Below are 19,788 nucleotides of genomic sequence, written 5' to 3' on the forward strand. Positions count from 1 at the left end.
CAGCCTCGCCGGCGTTTGAGGCGACGGGCGCGCAGCGCCCGTACGGGGTCAGGGGCGGAGCCCCTGGGAACGGTGGAAGGGCGGGTAGGGGACCCCCGCTCCGCGCAGCGGCCCACCCGCCCCCGGTCCGACGGCCGGAGGCAGGCGCAGCGGGCCCGAAGCCCGCGAAGCGCCCCGGCGCCGAGCGGTGCGAGGACCGCGTCAAGAAGGCCCCAGCTCCGCCGCGTACGGCGGCTCGGCGCCCGCCCGGGTGCAGGTCAGGGCCGCCGCGCGGGCCGCGTAGGCCAGCACGTCCGGCCAGTCGGCGGAGCCCGGCCGCTCCGCGCTCCCGGCGAGCCGGTGCAGCAGCGCCGCGTTGACGGTGTCGCCCGCACCGATCGTGTCCGCCACCGTGACCGGGAGCGCCGCCGCACTGTGCTCCGCGCCGTCCGAGGTCCACACCGTCAGGCCCGCCGCCCCCCGGGTGAGCACCACCGCCGCCGGGCCGGCCGCCAGCCAGTCGCCGACCCCGCCGCCCAGCCAGGCCGCGTCCTCCTCCGAGAGCTTGAGCACCGACACGTACGGAAGCCACCCCAGGAACCGCTCCCGGTACGCTGCCGGGTCCGCGATCAGCGCCGGGCGCACGTTGGGGTCCAGCAGGGTCAGCAGCCCGCGACGCGACTCCCGGCGCAGCAGCGCCTCGTACGCGGAAGCGCCCGGCTCCAGCACCAGCGAGCAGGTGCCGAGCGCGAGGGCCCGCGCCCCCGCGGGCAGCGCGGGCGGCAGCGTGAACAGCCGGTCGGCGGTCCCCTCGACGTAGAACCCGTAGACGGCCGAGCCGTCCGGGCCCAGCGAGGGCACGGCCAGCGTGGTCGGCTCGGGCCCCCGCTGCACCAGCGAGAGGTCCACCCCGGCCGCCCGTAGCCCGGCCAGCAGGCTCTCGCCGAAGCCGTCGGCCGACACCCGGGAGCAGAAGGCGGCCTCCGCCCCGAGTCGGCCCAGTGCCAGGGCGGTGTTGTAGGGCCCGCCGCCGGGCCGGGGCAGCAGGGCGCCCGTCGGCCCGGCGGCGGGCACGAGGTCGATCAGGGCTTCTCCACCGACGACGATCACGCGGGGGAAGGTATCCCATCGGACGCCGGTATCGTCGGGTTGACCCGTGGACCCGCATCCGGGGCCCGCCACTCGTGCCAGGAGAACCGCATGTCCGCCCAGCAGCCCGCCGCCCGCCGTACCGTCCTCAAGGGCGCCGCCGCGCTCGCCGGGGCCGTGGGCGCGGGGACGGCGCTCACCGCGTGCTCCACCGAGACCAACAGCGGTGCCGGCAGCCCGGCCGTCCCGAAGGAGCCGGTCGAGCTGGGCGGCGCGGCCGACGTCCCGGTCGGCGGCGCGAAGCTGTTCCGCGAGCGCAAGGTCGTCGTCAGCTGCCAGGCGGAGGGCCAGTACAAGGCGTTCAGTGCCCAGTGCACGCACGCCGGCTGCGTCCTGGACAAGATCGTCGAGGGCGAGGGCAACTGCCCCTGCCACGGCAGCCGCTTCGACGTCACCACCGGCAAGGTCCTGCGCGGCCCGGCCACCGACCCGCTGCCCTCCGTGCCCGTCAAGGTGGAGAACGGCAGGCTGATCGCGGGCTAGCAGCGCGGCGCGGGCTACTCCCAGTCCCAGGCGATGCCCAGGATCCCGCGGCGGACGCACTGCTCCAGCAGGTGCACCGCGCGGTGGCGGCCGCTCGGGGTGAGGTCGCCGAGTGCCGTGCGGGGGGCTTCCGGGCCCGTGCGGGCGAAGCTGCGGCAGCGGACCGGGAGGGCCGCCTCGTCGAAGGCGACCTGGAGCATGTACTGCCCGCCCGCGTAGCTGAAGCCGCGCACGTACTCCGTGCTGCGGCCGCCCGTGCCGTCCTCGATGCCGTAGCCGAAGACGTACGTGTCCCCGCGCCGCAGCCGGGCGTCGAAGAGCAGCTCCGCCACCACCACCCCGGCCTCCGGGTGGCAGCGGACGCGGCCCGTGCGGCAGTTCTCGTACGCCGTCACCTCCACCCGGGCCGCGTCACAGCCCGGGTCGCCGTGGTGGACGGCGAGGTAGCGGTCCACGCCGTCGCGGTGGGCCCGGACGATCTGCTGCGACTCCCGCGTGCGCAGCTCGCCGCCGGGGCCGATGCGGACCCGTTCGTGGTGGCCGACCGTGTGCAGGCCGCCGTCCGCCGGGAGCTCCATCCCGGCCAGCAGCCCTTCGACCGCCGCGCCCACGCTCACCAGCGCCCGGTAGGAGCGGGCGGCCGGGCGGGGCGGCCCGGCGGCGGGAAGCGGGCCGGCCAGCAGCCGGAGCAGGGAGCCGCCGGGCAGTGCCAGGATCTCCTCCAGCGCGGAGACCGCCCGCAGGGACTCGGGGTGGCTGGGCCGCCGGGCGCCCTGCTGCCAGTAACTGAGGCTGGTCACGCCGAGCTTGATGCCGCGCGCCGCGAGCCGGTGCTGCACCCGCTGGAGGGGCAGGCCGCGGGCGGCGATCGCGGCGCGCAGGGCGGCGTGGAAGGGGCCCGAGCGGAGCAGCGGGCCGAGTTCCGCTGTGCCCGGGGCGTCTGGCGGGTCGCCGGTGGGCCGCATGGCGACTCCTCTGTGAACGTTCACACGCGCCGGGTGGGGGGCCGGGCCGGTGGTGCCGGGGGACCTGGTGGAACGGCGGTAACCGTTCACACCGCAGCCACACCGTTCACACTGCAAGGTCACCGCGTATTGAAGCGTGTTGACCTGATCGCGACAACACCCTGATGCTCCTCCACAGCGTCCGGACGCGCTCCTCGACCCCCACACACCGAGTCCCCACCTCGGGAGGAACGCGATGCGCAACAGAAGCGGGCGGCCGTCCCTGGCCGCCCTGGTCTCCGCCCTGCTCCTCGTCTTGATGCCCGCCGGCATCGGCGCCGGTACCGCCACCGCCGCCGAAGCCGCCGCGGACACCCCCACCGCCTCGCTGGCCTACAAGCGGCTGAACATCACCATGCAGGCACAGCAGAAGAACAACTGGTGCTGGGCCGCCGGCGGCAACACCATCGCCACCTGGTTCGGCCGCAACTACAGCCAGAACCAGTTCTGCAACGCCGCCTTCAACCGCCAGCAGGGCACCGAGTGCCCGAACAACCAGGCCACCCTGGGCAACGTGCAGACCGCGCTGCGCTGGGCGGGCATCAACTCCGGGAGCTACGTGACCGGCTGGCTCCAGTACTCCACCGTGCAGACCGAGATCAACGCCGACCGCCCGGTCGAGACCCGCATCCAGTGGTCCAACGGCGGCGGCCACATGCACGTCCTCTACGGCTACGACACCGCCAACAGCTGGGTCTACTGGGGCGACCCCTGGCCCTCCAGCGACCGCTACAACTGGGCCTCCCACGCCTGGTACGTGGACAACAGCACCTTCTCCTGGACCCACTCCCTCTACCGGATCGGGGCGTGACCGCCATGACGCTCCGCGCCTCCGCGGCCCTCGCCGCCGCCACCGTGGCCGTCCTGGTCACGGGCGGACAGGCCGCCGCCGCCCCCGTACCGCAGCCGCAGACCGTCACCGCCGAGAACCGGGCGGCCGCCCACCAGGCCGCCGCCGCCCCCGCCACCCTGGCGACGCTCTCCCGGTTCTTCGCCCGCGAGGGGAAGGTGTCCGTGGCCGCCGCACAGCCCCGGGTGGAGGGCGAGGTGACCCCGGTGAGCTACCTGTCGCCGGACTTCGTCGCCGGGAAGGCCGGGGCGCCGGTGGCGCGGCTGGAGTTCCTGGCGAGCGCGGCCGTCTCCGCCGACGGGCAGAAGGCGGCGCTGTGGACCGCCAAGACCGGGGACGGCTGGCAGGTGGTGAACATCGCCACCGGCGACGACGAGTTCCGCTACGCCCGCCTGGGCGCGGAGAAACTGCCCGGCGGGACCGTGTTCCGCGAGCCGCAGATCGATGCCTGGTACGTGGCCCGCGGGGACAGGGTGCTGCCGCTGGACGAGGACGCGGCGCGGGCCGTGGGGGACCGGGGGGTGACGCTGGCCGGATACCGGGCCCGGGTGACGGGGCTGTACGGGGACAAGCTGCCGGGGTCCGCGTACGCCGAGGGGGGCCGGGCCGGCGGCTTCGAGACCGCCGGCGGGGCCGGGGGCTCCGGCGGGCTGCCGGTGGCCGTCGCGGCCGGCGGGGCCGGGGCGCTGGCGCTGGGCGCGGGCGGGGCGCTCGTCCTGCTCCGGCGGCGCCGGTCCCTCGGGGGGTAGCCCCGGGCCCTTGCCCTGGCCGGGCGGTAGGGGGGGAGTCGGAGCCGGCGCCCGGCCGGGCGGGGTTCCGACTCCGGCCGTTGCCCGGCCGGGCGGGGTTCCGACTCCGGCCGTTGCCCGGCCGGGCGGGGTTCCGGCTCCGGCCGTTGCCCGGCCGGGCGGTGCGGGGGCCTTGCCCGTGCCGGTGGGCCGGTGCGGGTGGGCTGCCGCTGCGCGGGCTGCTCCCCGCCCCGCCCTTCGCCCGTTCCCCGGGCTGCGCCCGGACCCCTTCTGGGGGCTCCGCCCCCAGACCCTCCCCCAGCTACCGCTGGGAGGTGCCCCCAGCGCCTCGAACGCCGGCGGGGCCGGATCCTGCCGGAGCCGGATGGTGCCGGCGGGGCCGAATCGTGCCCCTGCCGGAGGCAAAAGGCTGCGGGGGGTTGTCCGTGCCCGCCAGTAGGGTGGGCGGCATGGCCGACCCTTCCAGCTACCGTCCCGAGCCCGGGCAGATTCCCGACTCCCCGGGGGTCTACAAGTTCCGCGACGACCACCGCCGGGTGATCTACGTCGGGAAGGCCAAGAGCCTGCGCCAGCGCCTGGCGAACTACTTCCAGGACATCGCCGGCCTGCACCCCCGCACCGCCACCATGGTCACCACGGCCGCCTCCGTCGAGTGGACCGTCGTGTCCACCGAAGTCGAGGCGCTCCAGCTCGAATACTCCTGGATCAAGGAGTTCGACCCCCGGTTCAACGTCAAGTACCGGGACGACAAGAGCTACCCCTCCCTCGCCGTGACGATGAACGAGGAGTACCCCCGCGTCCAGGTCATGCGCGGGCCCAAGAAGAAGGGCGTGCGCTACTTCGGCCCCTACGGGCACGCCTGGGCGATCCGCGAGACCGTCGACCTGATGCTGCGCGTCTTCCCCGTGCGCACCTGCTCCGCCGGGGTGTTCAAGCGGTCCGCGCAGATCGGACGCCCCTGCCTGCTCGGCTACATCGGCAAGTGCTCCGCCCCCTGCGTCGGCCGGGTCACCCCCGAGGAGCACCGGGAACTCGCCGAGGACTTCTGCGACTTCATGGCGGGCCGCACCGGCACCTACCTCTCCCGGCTGGAGAAGCAGATGCACGAGGCCGCCGAGGAGATGGAGTACGAGAAGGCCGCCCGGCTGCGCGACGACATAGGCGCCCTGCGCCGCGCCATGGAGAAGAACGCCGTCGTCCTCGCCGACGCCACCGACGCCGACCTCATCGCGGTCGCCGAGGACGAGCTGGAGGCGGCCGTGCAGATCTTCCACGTCCGCGGCGGGCGGGTGCGCGGCCAGCGCGGCTGGGTCACCGACAAGGTCGAGGCCGTGGACACCGCCGGGCTCGTCGAGCACGCCCTCCAGCAGCTCTACGGGGAGGAGAAGGGCGAGGCCGTCCCCAAGGAGGTGCTGGTACCGGCCCTGCCGGAGGACGCGCCCGCCCTCGGCCAGTGGCTCGCCGAGCGGCGCGGGTCCGGCGTCAGCCTGCGCATCCCGCAGCGCGGGGACAAGAAGGCGCTGATGGAGACCGTCCACCGGAACGCCCAGCAGTCCCTCGCCCTGCACAAGACCAAGCGCGCCGGCGACCTCACCACCCGCTCCCGGGCCCTGGAGGAGATCGCCGAGGCCCTGGAGCTGGACGGCGCGCCCCTGCGCATCGAGTGCTTCGACATCTCCCACCTCCAGGGCGACGACGTCGTCGCGTCGATGGTCGTCTTCGAGGACGGCCTCGCCCGCAAGAGCGAGTACCGCCGCTTCCAGATCAAGGGTCGTGTCGGAGACACTCAGGTCTGGCACGGCGAGGGGCAGGACGACGTCCGCTCCATGCACGAGGTCGTCTCCCGGCGCTTCCGCCGCTACCTCCAGGAGAAGCTCAAGACGGGCGAGTGGGACGCGGAGGACGGGGAGGCCCCCGAGGACGACGGCCGTCCCAAGCGGTTCGCGTACCCGCCGCAGCTCGTCGTCGTCGACGGCGGGCAGCCCCAGGTGGCGGCCGCCAAGCGGGCCCTGGACGAGCTGGGGATCGACGACGTGGCGGTGTGCGGGCTCGCCAAGCGGCTGGAGGAGGTCTGGCTGCCCGGCGAGGACGACCCCGTCGTGCTGCCCCGCACCAGCGAGGGCCTCTACCTGCTCCAGCGGGTACGTGACGAAGCCCACCGCTTCGCCATCCAGTACCAGCGCAGCAAGCGCGGGAAGCGTCTGAAGGCGGGCCCCCTGGACGAGGTCCCGGGCCTCGGCGAAAGCCGCAAGGTGGCCCTGCTGAAGCACTTCGGTTCGGTGAAGAAGCTGAGACAGGCGACAATCGACCAGATCTGCGAGGTCCCGGGCATAGGCCGCAAGACCGCGGAGACCGTGGCCGCCGCGCTCGCCGGGGCGGTTCCCGCAGGTCCTGCCGTCAACACGGCGACAGGAGAGATCATTGAGGACGAGGCCTCCGCACCTGCGGAGACATCGTCCGAACGGGGGACCGCGCCATGACCGAGCACGCGACCGCACCGACCGCACAGACGACCGACAACACGACCGAGCACACGAACGAGCACGACCGAGACGGAGCACAGGTGAGTACGGGCACGACCGTGGAGCCCGGCGACAACGCCGAGGCGGCCATCCCCGAGCTGGTGATCATCTCCGGGATGTCCGGAGCCGGCCGCAGTACGGCGGCCAAGTGTCTGGAGGACCTCGGCTGGTTCGTCGTCGACAACCTCCCGCCCGCGCTGATCCCCACCATGGTGGAGCTCGGCGCCCGCTCCCAGGGCAACGTGGCGCGGATCGCCGTCGTCGTCGACGTCCGCGGCCGCCAGTTCTTCGACGCCCTGCGCGAGTCCCTCTCCGACCTGGAGGCCCGCGGGGTCACCCGGCGCATCGTCTTCCTGGAGTCCTCCGACGACGCGCTGGTCCGCCGCTTCGAGTCGGTCCGCCGCCCGCACCCCCTCCAGGGCGACGGCCGCATCGTCGACGGCATCGCCGCCGAGCGCGACCTGCTGCGCGAGCTGCGCGGCGACGCCGACCTGGTCATCGACACCTCCAGCCTGAACGTGCACGAGCTGCGCGCCAAGATGGACGCCCAGTTCGCGGGCGACGAGGAGCCCGAGCTGCGGGCCACCGTCATGTCCTTCGGCTTCAAGTACGGCCTGCCCGTCGACGCCGACCTCGTCGTCGACTGCCGCTTCATCCCCAACCCGCACTGGGTCCCCGAGCTGCGCCCCTTCACCGGGCTCAACGAGGAGGTGTCGGGCTACGTCTTCAGCCAGCCCGGCGCCAAGGAGTTCCTCGACCGCTACACCGAGCTGCTCCAGCTCATCGCCGCCGGCTACCGCCGCGAGGGCAAGCGGTACGTGACCATCGCCGTCGGCTGCACCGGCGGCAAGCACCGCAGCGTGGCCATGTCCGAGAAGCTCGCCGCCCGCCTCGCCTCCGAGGGAGTCGAGACCGTCGTCGTCCACCGGGACATGGGGCGCGAGTGACCGGACGCACCCTGCGGCTGCGCCGTCTGCGCCGCCTCACCCCCGGACGGGGTGAGGAGGGCGCGGGCCGCGCCGGCCGCCGCGCGGCGTCGAAGGTGGCCGCGCCCAAGGTCGTCGCCCTGGGCGGCGGCATGGGCCTGTCGGCCTCCCTCGCCGCGCTGCGCCGGATCACCGGCGAGCTCACCGCCGTGGTCACCGTCGCCGACGACGGGGGCTCCAGCGGACGGCTCCGCGAGGAGCTGAGCGTGCTGCCGCCGGGCGACCTGCGCAAGGCGCTGGCCGCGCTGTGCGGCGACGACGACTGGGGCCAGACCTGGGCCCGGGTCATCCAGCACCGCTTCCAGACCGAGGGCGACCTGCACGGGCACGCGGTCGGCAACCTGCTGATCGTCGCCCTGTGGGAGCAGCTCGGCGACCCCGTCCAGGCCCTCGACCTGGTCGGGAAGCTGCTGGGCGCGCAGGGCCGGGTGCTGCCGATGTCCGCGGTGCCGCTGGAGCTCCAGGCCCTGGTCAAGGGGCACGACCCGGCGCGCCCGGACGAGGTCGACACCGTCCGGGGGCAGGCCACCGTGGCCCTCACCCCCGGCGAGGTGCTCTCCGTCCAGGTGGTGCCGGCGGACCCGCCGGCCGTCCCGGAGGCCGTCGCTGCCGTGCTCGACGCCGACTGGGTGGTGCTGGGCCCGGGGTCCTGGTTCTCCTCCGTGATCCCGCACCTGCTGGTGCCGGAGCTGCTGGACGCGCTGGTGCAGACCAAGGCCCGGCGGGTCCTGTCGCTGAACCTGGCCCCGCAGCCCGGTGAAACCGAGGGCTTCTCTCCGCAGCGTCATTTGGAGGTTTTGGCCCGACACGCCCCTAAACTCGCCCTGGACGTGGTGCTGGCCGACGAGGCCGCCGTGCCCGACCGCGAGTCCCTCGCCGATGCCGCGAAACGGTTCGGTGCCGCGGTCGAGCTGGCGCCCGTGGCCAGGCAGGACGGCTCTCCGAAGCACGACCCGGAGCTGCTGGCCGCCGCGTACGACCGTATTTTTCGGATGCATGGAAGGATCGGCCCATGGCGATGACGCCCGCGGTGAAGGATGAGATCTCACGCCTCCCCGTCACCCGGACCTGCTGCAGGAAGGCGGAGGTCTCGGCGATCCTGCGGTTCGCGGGCGGCCTGCACCTGGTGAGCGGCCGCATCGTCATCGAGGCGGAGCTGGACACCGGGATCGCCGCCCGGCGGCTGCGCAAGGACATCCTGGAGATCTTCGGACACTCCTCGGACCTGGTGGTCATGGCCCCGGGCGGACTGCGCCGCGGCAGCCGCTTCGTCGTGCGCGTCGTGGCGGGCGGGGACCAGCTGGCACGCCAGACGGGCCTCGTGGACGGCCGCGGCCGCCCCATCCGGGGTCTTCCCCCGCAGGTGGTCTCCGGCGCCACCTGTGACGCCGAGGCGGCCTGGCGCGGTGCCTTCCTGGCCCACGGCTCCCTCACCGAACCGGGCCGTTCCTCCTCCCTGGAGGTCACCTGCCCCGGCCCGGAGGCCGCCCTGGCCCTGGTGGGCGCCGCCCGCAGGCTCTCCATCGCCGCCAAGGCGCGCGAGGTGCGCGGCGTGGACCGGGTCGTGGTCCGCGACGGCGACGCGATCGGCGCCCTGCTGACCCGCCTCGGCGCCCACGAGTCGGTGCTGGCCTGGGAGGAGCGGCGGATGCGGCGCGAGGTCCGCGCCACCGCCAACCGCCTCGCCAACTTCGACGACGCCAACCTGCGCCGCTCGGCACGGGCCGCGGTGGCGGCCGGCGCCCGGGTCCAGCGCGCGCTGGAGATCCTCGGCGAGGAGGTCCCCGAGCACCTCGCCGCGGCCGGCCGGCTGCGCATGGAGCACAAGCAGGCCTCCCTGGAGGAGCTGGGCGCGCTCGCCGACCCGCCGCTGACCAAGGACGCGGTCGCCGGCCGGATCCGCCGCCTGCTGGCGATGGCCGACAAGCGCGCCCAGGACCTCGGCATCCCGGGCACCGAGTCCAACCTGGACCTCAGCGAGGAGCTGGCCGACAACATGGCCGGCTGACCCGCACCCGCGCGGCACGCGCCCCGACGGGCCCGCACGCCCACCGCGTGCGGGCCCGTTGCGTTCCCGTTTGTCCCGTTGACATGAGCATCTCCGGATCGTGAGCCTTGCGTCCGAAGCTTTCGTGGCAGACGACGCCCAGGGGGGCACATGAGGCACCGCGCGAGTTCGATCCTTGCCGCAAGCGCACTCGTCTTCGGAACCACACTGGCCGCGGTGCCCGTCGCGGCCCAGGCCCGGCCCGCTCCCGGCACGGCACCCGCCGCCGACGAGGTACGGGTCTACGACGCCGACATCACCCGCGAACAGGTCCCGCTCGTCCTCGCCGCCGGCCAGGACGCCCACGAGCTCTCCGAACGCGCCCCGGAGACGGGGACCGCCCGCGTCGAGCTCTTCCTCACCGGGGAGCAGGCCGGACGGCTCACCGCCCAGGGCGTCAGGCTCGCCGAGCGCAAGGTCCCCGCCCAGGGGCTGGCCCGCGCCAAGGCCGCCGGGGACGGGGTCTTCCGCCCGTACAGCGGCAAGGGGGGCCTCCAGGAGGAGGTCCTGCGGACGGCGCAGCAGAACCCGGGGCTCACCAAGGTCGTCTCGATCGGCAAGAGCCTCCAGGGCAAGGACATCCTCGCCCTCAAGGTCACCAAGGACGCGAAACGGACCAAGGACGGCGACAAGCCGTCCGTGCTCTACATGTCCAACCAGCACGCCCGGGAGTGGATCACCCCCGAGATGACCCGGCGGCTGATGCACCACACCCTCGACAACTACGGCAAGGACCCGCGGATCACCAAGCTGGTGGACTCCACCGAGCTGTGGTTCCTGCTCTCCGCCAATCCCGACGGCTACGACTACACGTTCACCTCCGACAGCACCCGGCTGTGGCGCAAGAACCTCCGCGACAACGACGGGGACGGCAAGATCACCGCGGTGGACGGGGTCGACCTCAACCGCAACTTCGCCCACAAGTGGGGCTACGACAACGAGGGTTCCTCGCCGAGCCCCTCCAGCGAGACCTTCCGCGGCCCCAAGGCCCAGTCCGAGCCCGAGACCACCGCCCTCGACGCCTTCGAGAAGCGCATCGGCTTCGAGTACGCGATCAACTACCACTCGGCGGCCGAACTGATCCTGTACGGCGTGGGCTGGCAGGTCGCCACGCCGACCCCCGACGACGTCGCCTACAAGGCACTCGCGGGCACCCCCGAGAACCCGGCCGTCCCCGGCTACCACCCGCAGGTCTCGTCCGAGCTGTACACGACGAACGGCGAGGCCGACGGCCACGCGGCCAACGTCAACGGCGTCATGATGTTCACGCCGGAGATGACCACCTGCCAGACGGCCTCCGCGATCGACCCGAACGACGCCTGGAAGCCCGAGGACTGCGCCTCCGGATTCAACTTCCCGGACGACGAGAAGCTGATCCAGCAGGAGTTCGCCAAGAACGTCCCCTTCGCGCTGAGCGTCGGCGAGAGCGCGGCGCACCCCGACCGGCCCTCCTCCTCGGTCGGCCTGAGCGCCGCCGACTTCACCCTCGACCCCTTCACCACCTCCTACGCGGCCCGGGGCGAGGACCAGACGGTCGCCGTCACGGCCCGCAAGGCGCTGAAGGACAAGCAGCTCAATTACCGCATCAACGGCGGCCGCACGCACGACGAGGGGCTCAAGGCCTGGAAGGGCGGCGAGGTCTACGGCGGCGAGGACAACAACTGGTTCGACGAGTACCGCGGCGAGGTCGACGGTGCGAAGCCCGGCGACAAGGTCGAGGTCTGGTTCACCGGCCGCGACCGCTCCGGCGGGAAGGTCTCCAGCGAGCACTTCACGTACACCGTGGCCGAGCGCCCGCGCGCGGACGTCCTGGTGATCGCCGAGGAGGGCGCCAAGGCGCAGCACGCCCAGGGGTACGTGGACGCGCTGCGGGCCAACGGGAAGTCGGCCGCCGTGTGGGACGTGTCCGCCCAGGGTGCCCCGCACCACCTCGGCGTGCTCTCCCACTTCCGCACGGCCGTCCACTACACCGGCGCCGCCGCCCCCGGCGGCCCCACCCAGCTGGCGGTCCGCGACTACCTCAACGAGGGCGGCAAGCTCGTCGAGGCCGGTGAACTGGCCGGCGGCCGGACCCAGGTCGGGCCCGCGCTGACCGACGACTTCAGCCAGTACTACCTCGGCGCCTACGGCCGGGCCTCGGTCAAGGGCCCGACCGGCTTCGCCGGCGCGGGCTCCCTCGTCGGCGCCAAGGGCGCCCTCGGCGACGCGGCCGGCAACCCGCTGAACGCCCCCGGCGCCTACACCGTCACCTCCGACACGCTCCCGGCGGCGCAGTTCCCGCAGTTCAAGAGCGCGCAGGCGGGCCAGTACACCGGAGTGACGAACCCGTACGCGCCCTACGCGGGCACCGGGATGGCGTCGGCGACCCACACCGACGACGACTGGAAGCGCCTCACGCGCACCATCGACCTCACCAAGGTGACGGCCGCCGACCAGCCGAAGCTGAAGACGGCCCTCAACTGGAACACCGAGGAGGGCTACGACCACGCCGTCCTGGAGGCCCGTACGGCCGGCGGGGACGACTGGACCACACTCCCGGACGCGGGCGGGCTGAGCTCCGCCACAGTCCCGGCGGAGTGCGAGGCCGGCTTCTTCCTCAACGGCCACCCGTTCCTGCGCCGCTACCTCACCCTCGCCGCCGGCGGCTGCACCGCGGCCGGCAGTAGCGGAGCGTGGAACAGCTTCACCGGCTCCTCCGGCGGCTGGAAGCAGGTCACCTTCGACCTGAGCGCCTACGCCGGGAAGACGGTCGAGGTCTCCCTCGCGTACATCACCGACCCCGCCTCGGGCGGCCGGGGGGTCTTCGCCGACGAGGCGCGGCTCTCCGTCGGCGGCGCGGACCAGCCCGCCGAGGGCTTCGAGAGCTCCCTCGGGACGTGGACCGCACAGCCGGCGCCCGCCGGAAGTCCCGATGTTCCGGGAGATTGGTCCAGGACCGGGGAGCTGTTCAAGTCCTACGCCTCGGTCACTACGCGTGACACGGTCCTGCTCGGATTCGGGCTGGAGCACGTGACGGCCCCGGCGGACCGCGCCGCAGTGCTCGGCAAGGCGCTCAGGTCCCTGGGCCACTGACCCGCGCCCCGGCTCCCGTTCACTCTCGGTGACCGGGACCAAAGTCCCCGAGGTCCCGTGCCAGGGCCACTGGTACAGGGCCTCGGGCATGTCCCCCGCGCAGAGCGGGGAGTGTCAGGCTCCGACCGATGTCACTCAGAAGCTCACAGAGAGGTAGGGTCGTAAGCGGTCGGGGACATCCCATACAGCTCGCCGGCGGGACAGGCCGGCGCACCAACGAGGAGATCGGTTCGTGACGATCCGCGTAGGCATCAATGGTTTTGGCCGAATTGGCCGTAACTACTTCCGGGCTCTTCTCGAGCAGGGAGCGGACATCGAGATCGTCGGTGTCAACGACCTGACGGACAACGCCACCCTGGTGCACCTGCTCAAGTACGACACCATTCTGGGCCGCCTCAAGGCCGAGGTCTCCCACACCGACGACACCATCACCGTCGGGGACAACACCTTCAAGACCTTCGCCGAGCGCGACCCCGCGAACCTCCCCTGGGGCGAGCTGGGTGCCGACATCGTCATCGAGTCCACCGGCATCTTCACGAAGAAGGCCGACGCCGCCAAGCACATCACGGCCGGCGCGAAGAAGGTCCTCATCTCGGCCCCGGCCAAGGACGAGGACATCACCATCGTGATGGGCGTCAACCAGGACAAGTACGACGCGGCCAACCATCACGTCATCTCCAACGCCTCCTGCACCACCAACTGCGTGGCGCCGATGGCCAAGGTCCTCGACGAGAACTTCGGCATCGTCAAGGGCATGATGACGACGGTCCACGCCTACACGAACGACCAGCGCATCCTGGACTTCCCGCACTCGGACCTGCGCCGCGCCCGCGCCGCCGCCGAGAACATCATCCCGACCTCCACCGGTGCCGCCAAGGCCACCGCGCTGGTCCTGCCGCAGCTCAAGGGCAAGCTCGACGGCATCGCCATGCGCGTCCCGGTCCCGACCGGCTCGGTCACCGACCTCGTCCTGGAGCTCGACCGCGAGGTCACCAAGGACGAGATCAACGCCGCCTTCCAGAAGGCCGCGGAGGGCCAGCTCAAGGGCATCCTCGACTACACCGAGGACGCGATCGTCTCCTCCGACATCGTGAACTGGCCGGCCTCCTGCACCTTCGACTCCTCCCTGACCATGGTCCAGGGCAAGCAGGTCAAGGTCGTCGGCTGGTACGACAACGAGTGGGGCTACTCCAACCGACTCGTCGACCTCACCGTCTTCGTCGGCGGTCAGCTCTAAGAACGTAGGGCAAGGCAACACGATGTGAAGCACAGGGTCCGTTCGGCGCGATGAGGCGCCGCCCGGGCCCTGTTGCTTGCCCGGCCCTCCCGTCCTCGCCCGCAGGGGCGAAGGTCTCCCAAGGAGTAGGAAACACATGAAGACGATCGACGAACTGCTTGCCGAGGGCGTCGCCGGCCGGCGGGTCTTCGTCCGCGCGGACCTCAACGTTCCGCTGGCGAACGGTGACATCACCGACGACGGCCGCATCCGCGCCGTCCTGCCGACCATCGCCAAGCTCGCCGAGGCGGGCGCCCGCGTGGTCGTCGCCTCGCACCTGGGCCGCCCCAAGGGCGCCCCGGACCCGGCGTTCTCGCTGGCCCCGGCCGCCGCGCGGCTCGGCGAGCTGCTCGGCGCGGAGGTGGCCTTCGCCACCGACACCGTCGGCGCCTCCGCCAAGGAGACCGTCGCGGCCCTCGCCGACGGCCGGGTCGCCGTCCTTGAGAACCTGCGCTTCAACGCCGGCGAGACCTCGAAGGACGACGCCGAGCGCGGCGCCTTCGCCGACCAGCTCGCCGAGCTGGCCGACGTCTACGTCGGCGACGGCTTCGGCGCCGTCCACCGCAAGCACGCCTCGGTCTTCGACCTGCCCGCGCGCCTCCCGCACGCGGCCGGCTACCTCATCGCGACCGAGGTCGGCGTCCTGAAGAAGCTGACCGCCGACGTCAAGCGCCCCTACGTCGTCGTCCTCGGCGGCGCCAAGGTCTCCGACAAGCTCGCCGTCATCGACGAGCTGCTCGGCAAGGCCGACCGCATCCTCATCGGCGGCGGCATGGCCTACACCTTCCTCTACGCCAAGGGCCACGAGGTCGGCATCTCCCTGCTCCAGAAGGACCAGGTGGACGTGGTCAAGGAGTACATGGAGCGCGCCGCCAAGACCGGCGTGGAGCTCGTCCTCCCCGTCGACGTCCTGGTCTCCGCCGAGTTCCCGGACCTGAAGGGCAAGACCCCGGCCGTCTTCGAGACGGTCGACGCGGACGGGATCCCCGCGGACAAGGAGGGCCTGGACATCGGCCCCAAGACCCGCGAGCTGTACGCTTCGAAGATCGCCGACGCCGAGACGGTCTTCTGGAACGGCCCGGTGGGCGTCTTCGAGCACCCCGACTACGCGGGCGGTACCACCGCCGTCGCGCAGGCCCTCGTCGACAGCCGGGCCTTCACCGTGGTCGGCGGTGGCGACAGCGCCGCCGCGGTCCGCACCCTGGGCTTCGACGAGAACGCCTTCGGTCACATTTCCACCGGTGGTGGCGCCAGCCTCGAATACCTCGAGGGCAAGACGCTCCCCGGCCTCGCCGCCCTGGAGGGCTGAACCCCTATGACTGTCAACGGCCGCACCCCGCTGATGGCGGGCAACTGGAAGATGAACCTCAACCACCTCGAGGCCATCGCCCACGTCCAGAAGCTCGCCTTCGCCCTCGCCGACAAGGACTACGACGCCGTCGAGGTCGCGGTGCTCCCGCCCTTCACCGACCTGCGCTCGGTGCAGACCCTGGTCGACGGCGACAAGCTGAAGATCAAGTACGGCGCCCAGGACATCTCGGCGCAGGACTCCGGCGCCTTCACCGGCGAGATCTCCGGCCCGATGCTGTCCAAGCTGAGCTGCACCTTCGTCGCCGTCGGCCACAGCGAGCGCCGCCAGTACCACGGCGAGTCCGACGAGGTCTGCAACGCCAAGGTCAAGGCCGCCTTCCGCAACGGGATCACCCCGATCCTGTGCGTCGGCGAGGGCCTCGACGTCCGCAAGGCCGGCAACCAGGTCGCGCACACCCTGGCCCAGGTCGACGGCGGCCTGGAGGGCGTCCCGGCCGAGCAGGTCGAGTCCATCGTGATCGCGTACGAGCCGGTCTGGGCGATCGGCACCGGCGAGGTCGCCACCCCCGAGGACGCGCAGGAGGTCTGCGGCGCGATCCGCGGCCGTCTCGCGGAGCTGTACTCCCAGGAGCTGGCCGACAAGGTCCGCATCCAGTACGGCGGCTCGGTCAAGTCCGGCAACATCGCCGCGATCATGGCCCAGCCCGATGTGGACGGCGCCCTGATCGGCGGCGCGGCGCTGGACGTGGACGAGTTCGTCAAGATCGTCCGCTTCCGCGACCAGTGAGTATGCGGTAGGGCCGATCCGTCGTACCCTTGCGGGGGCCGGAGGCCGCGTACGCGCGGCCTGCCGGCCCCCGCTTCCTCCCAGCAAGCCCAGAAAGTAGGAATCAGCCGTGGTTATGGGGTTCTCGATCGCCCTGATCGTCTTCAGCGCTCTGCTGATGCTGCTCGTGCTGATGCACAAGGGCAAGGGTGGCGGCCTTTCCGACATGTTCGGCGGCGGCATGCAGTCCTCGGTCGGCGGTTCCTCCGTGGCCGAGCGCAACCTCGACCGCATCACGGTCGTCGTCGGCCTGCTGTGGTTCGCCTGCATCGTCGCGCTGGGCCTGCTCATGAAGTCCAGCACCTCCTGACGGTTCTGGCCATTCGGGCCGTCCCGGCGGTGGTGCCCGGCCTATCATGAGGTCCTGCGTCCGCGGCTGGAGCGAGTAACTCCGGTTGCTGGACGTGCGTTGGGCCTTACGTAGACTGGGGCGCCCGCAGCGGACATCCCGCACGCTCCGCGGCACCATCACGCAGGGAGTTACGACCGTGGCAAGTGGCAACGCGATTCGTGGAAGTCGGGTCGGAGCCGGGCCGATGGGCGAGGCCGAGCGCGGTGAATCCGCGCCCCGCCTGCGCATCTCCTTCTGGTGCTCGAACGGGCACGAGACGCAGCCGAGCTTCGCCAGCGACGCGCAGGTGCCGGACACCTGGGACTGCCCGCGCTGCGGGTTCCCGGCCGGCCAGGACCGGGACAACCCGCCCGCACCGCCGCGCACGGAGCCGTACAAGACGCACCTCGCGTACGTCCGCGAGCGCCGCACGGACGCCGACGGCGAGGCGATCCTCGCCGAGGCCCTCGCCAAACTCCGCGGCGAGATCTGAGCCGGCCCGTCCGTCCGCGGCGGGGCCGCGCTCAAGAGCGACTCAGGGCCCGGCCCGTGGGAGTGTCATTCCCGCGGGCCGGGCCCCTTTGTGTGCGTTGTCCCCCTTCGGATCCCTTAGGTTGGACGGTGGCGGGGCACAACAGGACGGAAGAAGTGGGTTGATGTCCGAGATGAACGCAGACAGCCGTACGAGGCTCAACCGGACGCCCGAGTGGAACGCACTCGGCAAGCACCGGGAAGAGCTGGGGCAGACGCATCTGCGGGAGCTGTTCCAGGCGGACCCGGACCGGGGCACCGGCTACACGCTGCGGGTCGGCGACCTGCACATCGACTACTCGAAGCACCTCGTGACCGACGAGACGCTCGGGCTGCTGCGCGAACTGGCGTCCGCCACCGGCGTGGCGGAGCTGCGGGACGCGATGTTCCGCGGTGACAAGATCAACGTGACGGAGGACCGCGCGGTCCTGCACACCGCGCTGCGCGCCCCCCGCGGGGCCGTCGTCGAGGTGGACGGCGAGAACGTCGTGCCCGGCGTCCACGAGGTCCTCGACAAGATGGCCGCCTTCTCCGACCGGATCAGGTCGGGGGAGTGGACCGGGTTCACCGGCAAGCGCATCAAGAACGTGGTCAACATCGGCATCGGCGGCTCCGACCTGGGCCCCGCCATGGCGTACGAGGCGCTGCGCGCCTTCACCGACCGGGGCCTGACCCTGAAGTTCGTCTCCAACGTGGACGGCGCCGACCTCCACGAGGCCGTGCGCGAGCTCGACCCGGCCGAGACGCTGTTCATCATCGCCTCGAAGACCTTCACCACCATCGAGACCATCACCAACGCCACCTCGGCGCGGGAATGGCTGCTCGCGGGGCTCGGCGGTGACCAGGCCGCCGTGGCACGGCACTTCGTGGCCCTGTCCACCAACGCCGAGAAGGTCACCGAGTTCGGCATCGACCCGGCCAACATGTTCGGGTTCTGGGACTGGGTCGGCGGCCGCTACTCCTTCGACTCCGCCATCGGCCTGTCCCTGATGATCGCCATCGGCCCGGACGCCTTCCGCGAGCTCCTCGGCGGCTTCCACGCCATGGACGAGCACTTCCGCACCGCGCCGATGGAGAGCAACGCCCCCTTCCTGATGGGCCTGTTGGGCATCTGGTACGGGGCCTTCTTCGACGCGCAGTCGCACGCCGTGCTCCCGTACAGCCACTACCTCTCCCGGTTCACCGCCTACTTGCAGCAGCTGGACATGGAGTCCAACGGCAAGTCCGTGGACCGGGACGGCAATCCGGTGGACTGGCAGACCGGCCCGGTGGTGTGGGGCACGCCCGGCACCAACGGACAGCACGCCTACTACCAGCTGATCCACCAGGGCACCAAGCTGATCCCGGCGGACTTCATCGGCTTCGCCCGCCCGGTGGCGGAGCTGTCGCCGGCCCTGGAGGCCCAGCACGACCTGCTGATGGCGAACTTCTTCGCCCAGACCCAGGCCCTGGCCTTCGGCAAGACGGCCGAGGAGGTCCGCGCGGAGGGCGTCGCCGAGGCCCTCGTCCCGCACAAGACCTTCCAGGGCAACCACCCGACGACGACCGTCCTCGCCACCGAGCTGACCCCGTCGGTGCTGGGGCAGCTCATCGCGCTGTACGAGCACAAGGTGTTCGTCCAGGGCGCGGTGTGGAACATCGACTCCTTCGACCAGTGGGGCGTCGAGCTCGGCAAGGTCCTCGCCAAGCGCGTGGAGCCGGCGCTGACCGGGGGCTCCCACGTGGAGAGCCTCGACCCCTCGACGCGGGCGCTGGTGGCCACGTACCGCGAGCTGCGCGGTCGCTGACGGACCGACGGCACAAGGGCCCCGCACCGGTCACGACCGGTGCGGGGCCCTTCCGCACGCCCTCGTCCGGGCGGTCAGGCGGAGGCCGGGGGGTACAGCCCGACGGGCAGCTTGGCCGCCGCCGCGCGGTCCAGCAGCCACAGGGTGCGGCTGCGTCCGTGGGCGGCCGCGGCCGGGGCCTGGACCTCCCCGGCGCCGCCGAGGGCGATGGCCACCGCCCCGGCCTTGTCCTCCCCGGCCGCCAGCAGCCAGACCTCGCGGGCCGCGCGGATCGCCGGAAGGGTGAGCGAGACGCGGGTCGGCGGCGGCTTCGGCGCGCCGTGGACGCCGACGACCGTGCGCTCGGTCTCACGGGCCGCCGGGTGCTCGGGGAACAGGGACGCCACGTGCGTGTCCGGGCCCACGCCCAGCATCAGCACGTCGAAGGTCGGCACCGGGCCGTGGTCCTCGGGCCCCGCGGCCCGCGCCAGCTCGGCGGCGTACGCGGCCGCCGCGGCGTCCACGTCCTCGCCGTACGGGCCGTCGGAGGCCGGCATCACGTGCACGCGCGCCGGGTCCACGGGGACGGCGTCCAGCAGCGCCTCGCGGGCCTGGACGTGGTTGCGCTCGGGGTCGTCGGCGGGGACGTAGCGCTCGTCGCCCCACCACAGGTCGATCCGCGACCAGTCGACCGCGTCCCGCGCGGGGGCGGCGGCGAGGGCCGCGAGCAGGCCGTTGCCGTTGCGGCCGCCGGTCAGGACGACCGAGGCGGTGCCCCGGGCTGCCTGCGCGTCCACGATCTTCGTGATGAGCCGGGCGGCCGCGGCCTGGGCCATCAGCTCCTTGTCCCGGTGGACGACGACCTGGGGAGTCGTCATACCCATGTGCTGCCGCCTTATCGGTAGT

The 19,788-nt window shown here is 72.5% G+C and carries 17 protein-coding genes; 14 read left to right on the forward strand and 3 right to left on the reverse strand.

Annotation, left to right across the window (positions count from 1 at the left end):
• Nucleotides 1–201 precede the first annotated feature (201 nt).
• Nucleotides 202–1,089, reverse strand: a complete 888-nt coding sequence (locus tag ACIPW5_RS34035; RefSeq protein ID WP_401253458.1) for a carbohydrate kinase — start codon at nucleotides 1,087–1,089, stop codon at nucleotides 202–204.
• A 90-nt stretch (nucleotides 1,090–1,179) separates the two neighbouring features.
• Here ACIPW5_RS34035 and ACIPW5_RS34040 point away from each other — a divergent pair, with 90 nt between their 5' ends.
• Nucleotides 1,180–1,611, forward strand: coding sequence for a Rieske (2Fe-2S) protein (locus tag ACIPW5_RS34040; RefSeq protein ID WP_401253461.1), 432 nt, complete (start codon nucleotides 1,180–1,182; stop codon nucleotides 1,609–1,611).
• Nucleotides 1,612–1,625: 14 nt separating this feature from the next.
• On the opposite strand, the gene ACIPW5_RS34045 is transcribed toward ACIPW5_RS34040, so the two are convergent.
• Nucleotides 1,626–2,576: a hypothetical protein gene (locus ACIPW5_RS34045; protein ID WP_401253464.1), complete on the reverse strand. Its 951-nt coding sequence runs from the start codon at nucleotides 2,574–2,576 to the stop codon at nucleotides 1,626–1,628.
• A gap of 235 nt (nucleotides 2,577–2,811) precedes the next feature.
• Here ACIPW5_RS34045 and ACIPW5_RS34050 point away from each other — a divergent pair, with 235 nt between their 5' ends.
• The 13 genes from ACIPW5_RS34050 to pgi all read left to right on the forward strand — a co-directional run bounded on the left by ACIPW5_RS34050 (nucleotide 2,812) and on the right by pgi (nucleotide 18,903).
• On the forward strand, nucleotides 2,812–3,426 hold the full coding sequence (locus tag ACIPW5_RS34050; RefSeq protein ID WP_401253466.1) for a papain-like cysteine protease family protein: 615 nt from the start codon (nucleotides 2,812–2,814) through the stop codon (nucleotides 3,424–3,426).
• 5 nt (nucleotides 3,427–3,431) lie between these two features.
• Entirely contained in the window at nucleotides 3,432–4,214 is a 783-nt protein-coding gene (locus tag ACIPW5_RS34055; protein ID WP_401253607.1) for a hypothetical protein, read from the forward strand.
• Nucleotides 4,215–4,663: 449 nt separating this feature from the next.
• Nucleotides 4,664–6,694 carry an excinuclease ABC subunit UvrC gene (uvrC, locus tag ACIPW5_RS34060; protein WP_401253469.1) on the forward strand — a complete coding sequence of 677 codons (2,031 nt, stop codon included), beginning with the start codon at nucleotides 4,664–4,666 and terminating at the stop codon, nucleotides 6,692–6,694.
• On the forward strand, nucleotides 6,691–7,683 hold the full coding sequence (gene rapZ / locus ACIPW5_RS34065) for an RNase adapter RapZ (RefSeq protein ID WP_401253471.1): 993 nt from the start codon (nucleotides 6,691–6,693) through the stop codon (nucleotides 7,681–7,683). The genes uvrC and rapZ overlap by 4 nt, the downstream gene beginning before the upstream one ends.
• Complete coding sequence (gene yvcK / locus ACIPW5_RS34070) at nucleotides 7,680–8,744, forward strand: uridine diphosphate-N-acetylglucosamine-binding protein YvcK (RefSeq protein WP_401253474.1); 1,065 nt, start codon at nucleotides 7,680–7,682, stop codon at nucleotides 8,742–8,744. The genes rapZ and yvcK overlap by 4 nt, the downstream gene beginning before the upstream one ends.
• A complete protein-coding gene (gene whiA / locus ACIPW5_RS34075; protein WP_030237199.1) occupies nucleotides 8,735–9,730 on the forward strand; it encodes a DNA-binding protein WhiA in 996 nt (331 codons plus the stop codon). Before yvcK ends, whiA begins: the two co-directional genes overlap by 10 nt.
• 150 nt (nucleotides 9,731–9,880) lie before the next feature.
• Nucleotides 9,881–12,841 (forward strand): M14 family zinc carboxypeptidase, encoded by a 2,961-nt coding sequence (locus ACIPW5_RS34080; protein WP_401253478.1) that lies wholly within the window; start codon nucleotides 9,881–9,883, stop codon nucleotides 12,839–12,841.
• A 232-nt stretch (nucleotides 12,842–13,073) separates the two neighbouring features.
• On the forward strand, nucleotides 13,074–14,078 hold the full coding sequence (gene gap, locus ACIPW5_RS34085) for a type I glyceraldehyde-3-phosphate dehydrogenase (RefSeq protein ID WP_401253481.1): 1,005 nt from the start codon (nucleotides 13,074–13,076) through the stop codon (nucleotides 14,076–14,078).
• Nucleotides 14,079–14,214: 136 nt separating this feature from the next.
• Nucleotides 14,215–15,426 carry a phosphoglycerate kinase gene (locus ACIPW5_RS34090; RefSeq protein WP_401253484.1) on the forward strand — a complete coding sequence of 404 codons (1,212 nt, stop codon included), beginning with the start codon at nucleotides 14,215–14,217 and terminating at the stop codon, nucleotides 15,424–15,426.
• A 6-nt stretch (nucleotides 15,427–15,432) separates the two neighbouring features.
• Nucleotides 15,433–16,215 (forward strand): triose-phosphate isomerase, encoded by a 783-nt coding sequence (gene tpiA / locus ACIPW5_RS34095; protein WP_401253487.1) that lies wholly within the window; start codon nucleotides 15,433–15,435, stop codon nucleotides 16,213–16,215.
• Between the two features lie 115 nt (nucleotides 16,216–16,330).
• Nucleotides 16,331–16,564, forward strand: a complete 234-nt coding sequence (secG, locus tag ACIPW5_RS34100) for a preprotein translocase subunit SecG (RefSeq protein WP_401253610.1) — start codon at nucleotides 16,331–16,333, stop codon at nucleotides 16,562–16,564.
• 178 nt (nucleotides 16,565–16,742) lie between these two features.
• On the forward strand, nucleotides 16,743–17,078 hold the full coding sequence (locus tag ACIPW5_RS34105) for an RNA polymerase-binding protein RbpA (protein WP_007263454.1): 336 nt from the start codon (nucleotides 16,743–16,745) through the stop codon (nucleotides 17,076–17,078).
• 172 nt (nucleotides 17,079–17,250) lie between these two features.
• Nucleotides 17,251–18,903 carry a glucose-6-phosphate isomerase gene (gene pgi / locus ACIPW5_RS34110; RefSeq protein ID WP_401253613.1) on the forward strand — a complete coding sequence of 551 codons (1,653 nt, stop codon included), beginning with the start codon at nucleotides 17,251–17,253 and terminating at the stop codon, nucleotides 18,901–18,903.
• 74 nt (nucleotides 18,904–18,977) lie between these two features.
• Here pgi and pgl read toward each other — a convergent pair whose 3' ends face one another.
• A complete protein-coding gene (pgl, locus tag ACIPW5_RS34115; RefSeq protein ID WP_401253490.1) occupies nucleotides 18,978–19,760 on the reverse strand; it encodes a 6-phosphogluconolactonase in 783 nt (260 codons plus the stop codon).
• Nucleotides 19,761–19,788: the final 28 nt, after the last annotated feature.

Source organism: Streptomyces sp. NPDC090077 (assembly GCF_044747545.1).
GTDB lineage: Bacteria > Actinomycetota > Actinomycetes > Streptomycetales > Streptomycetaceae > Streptomyces.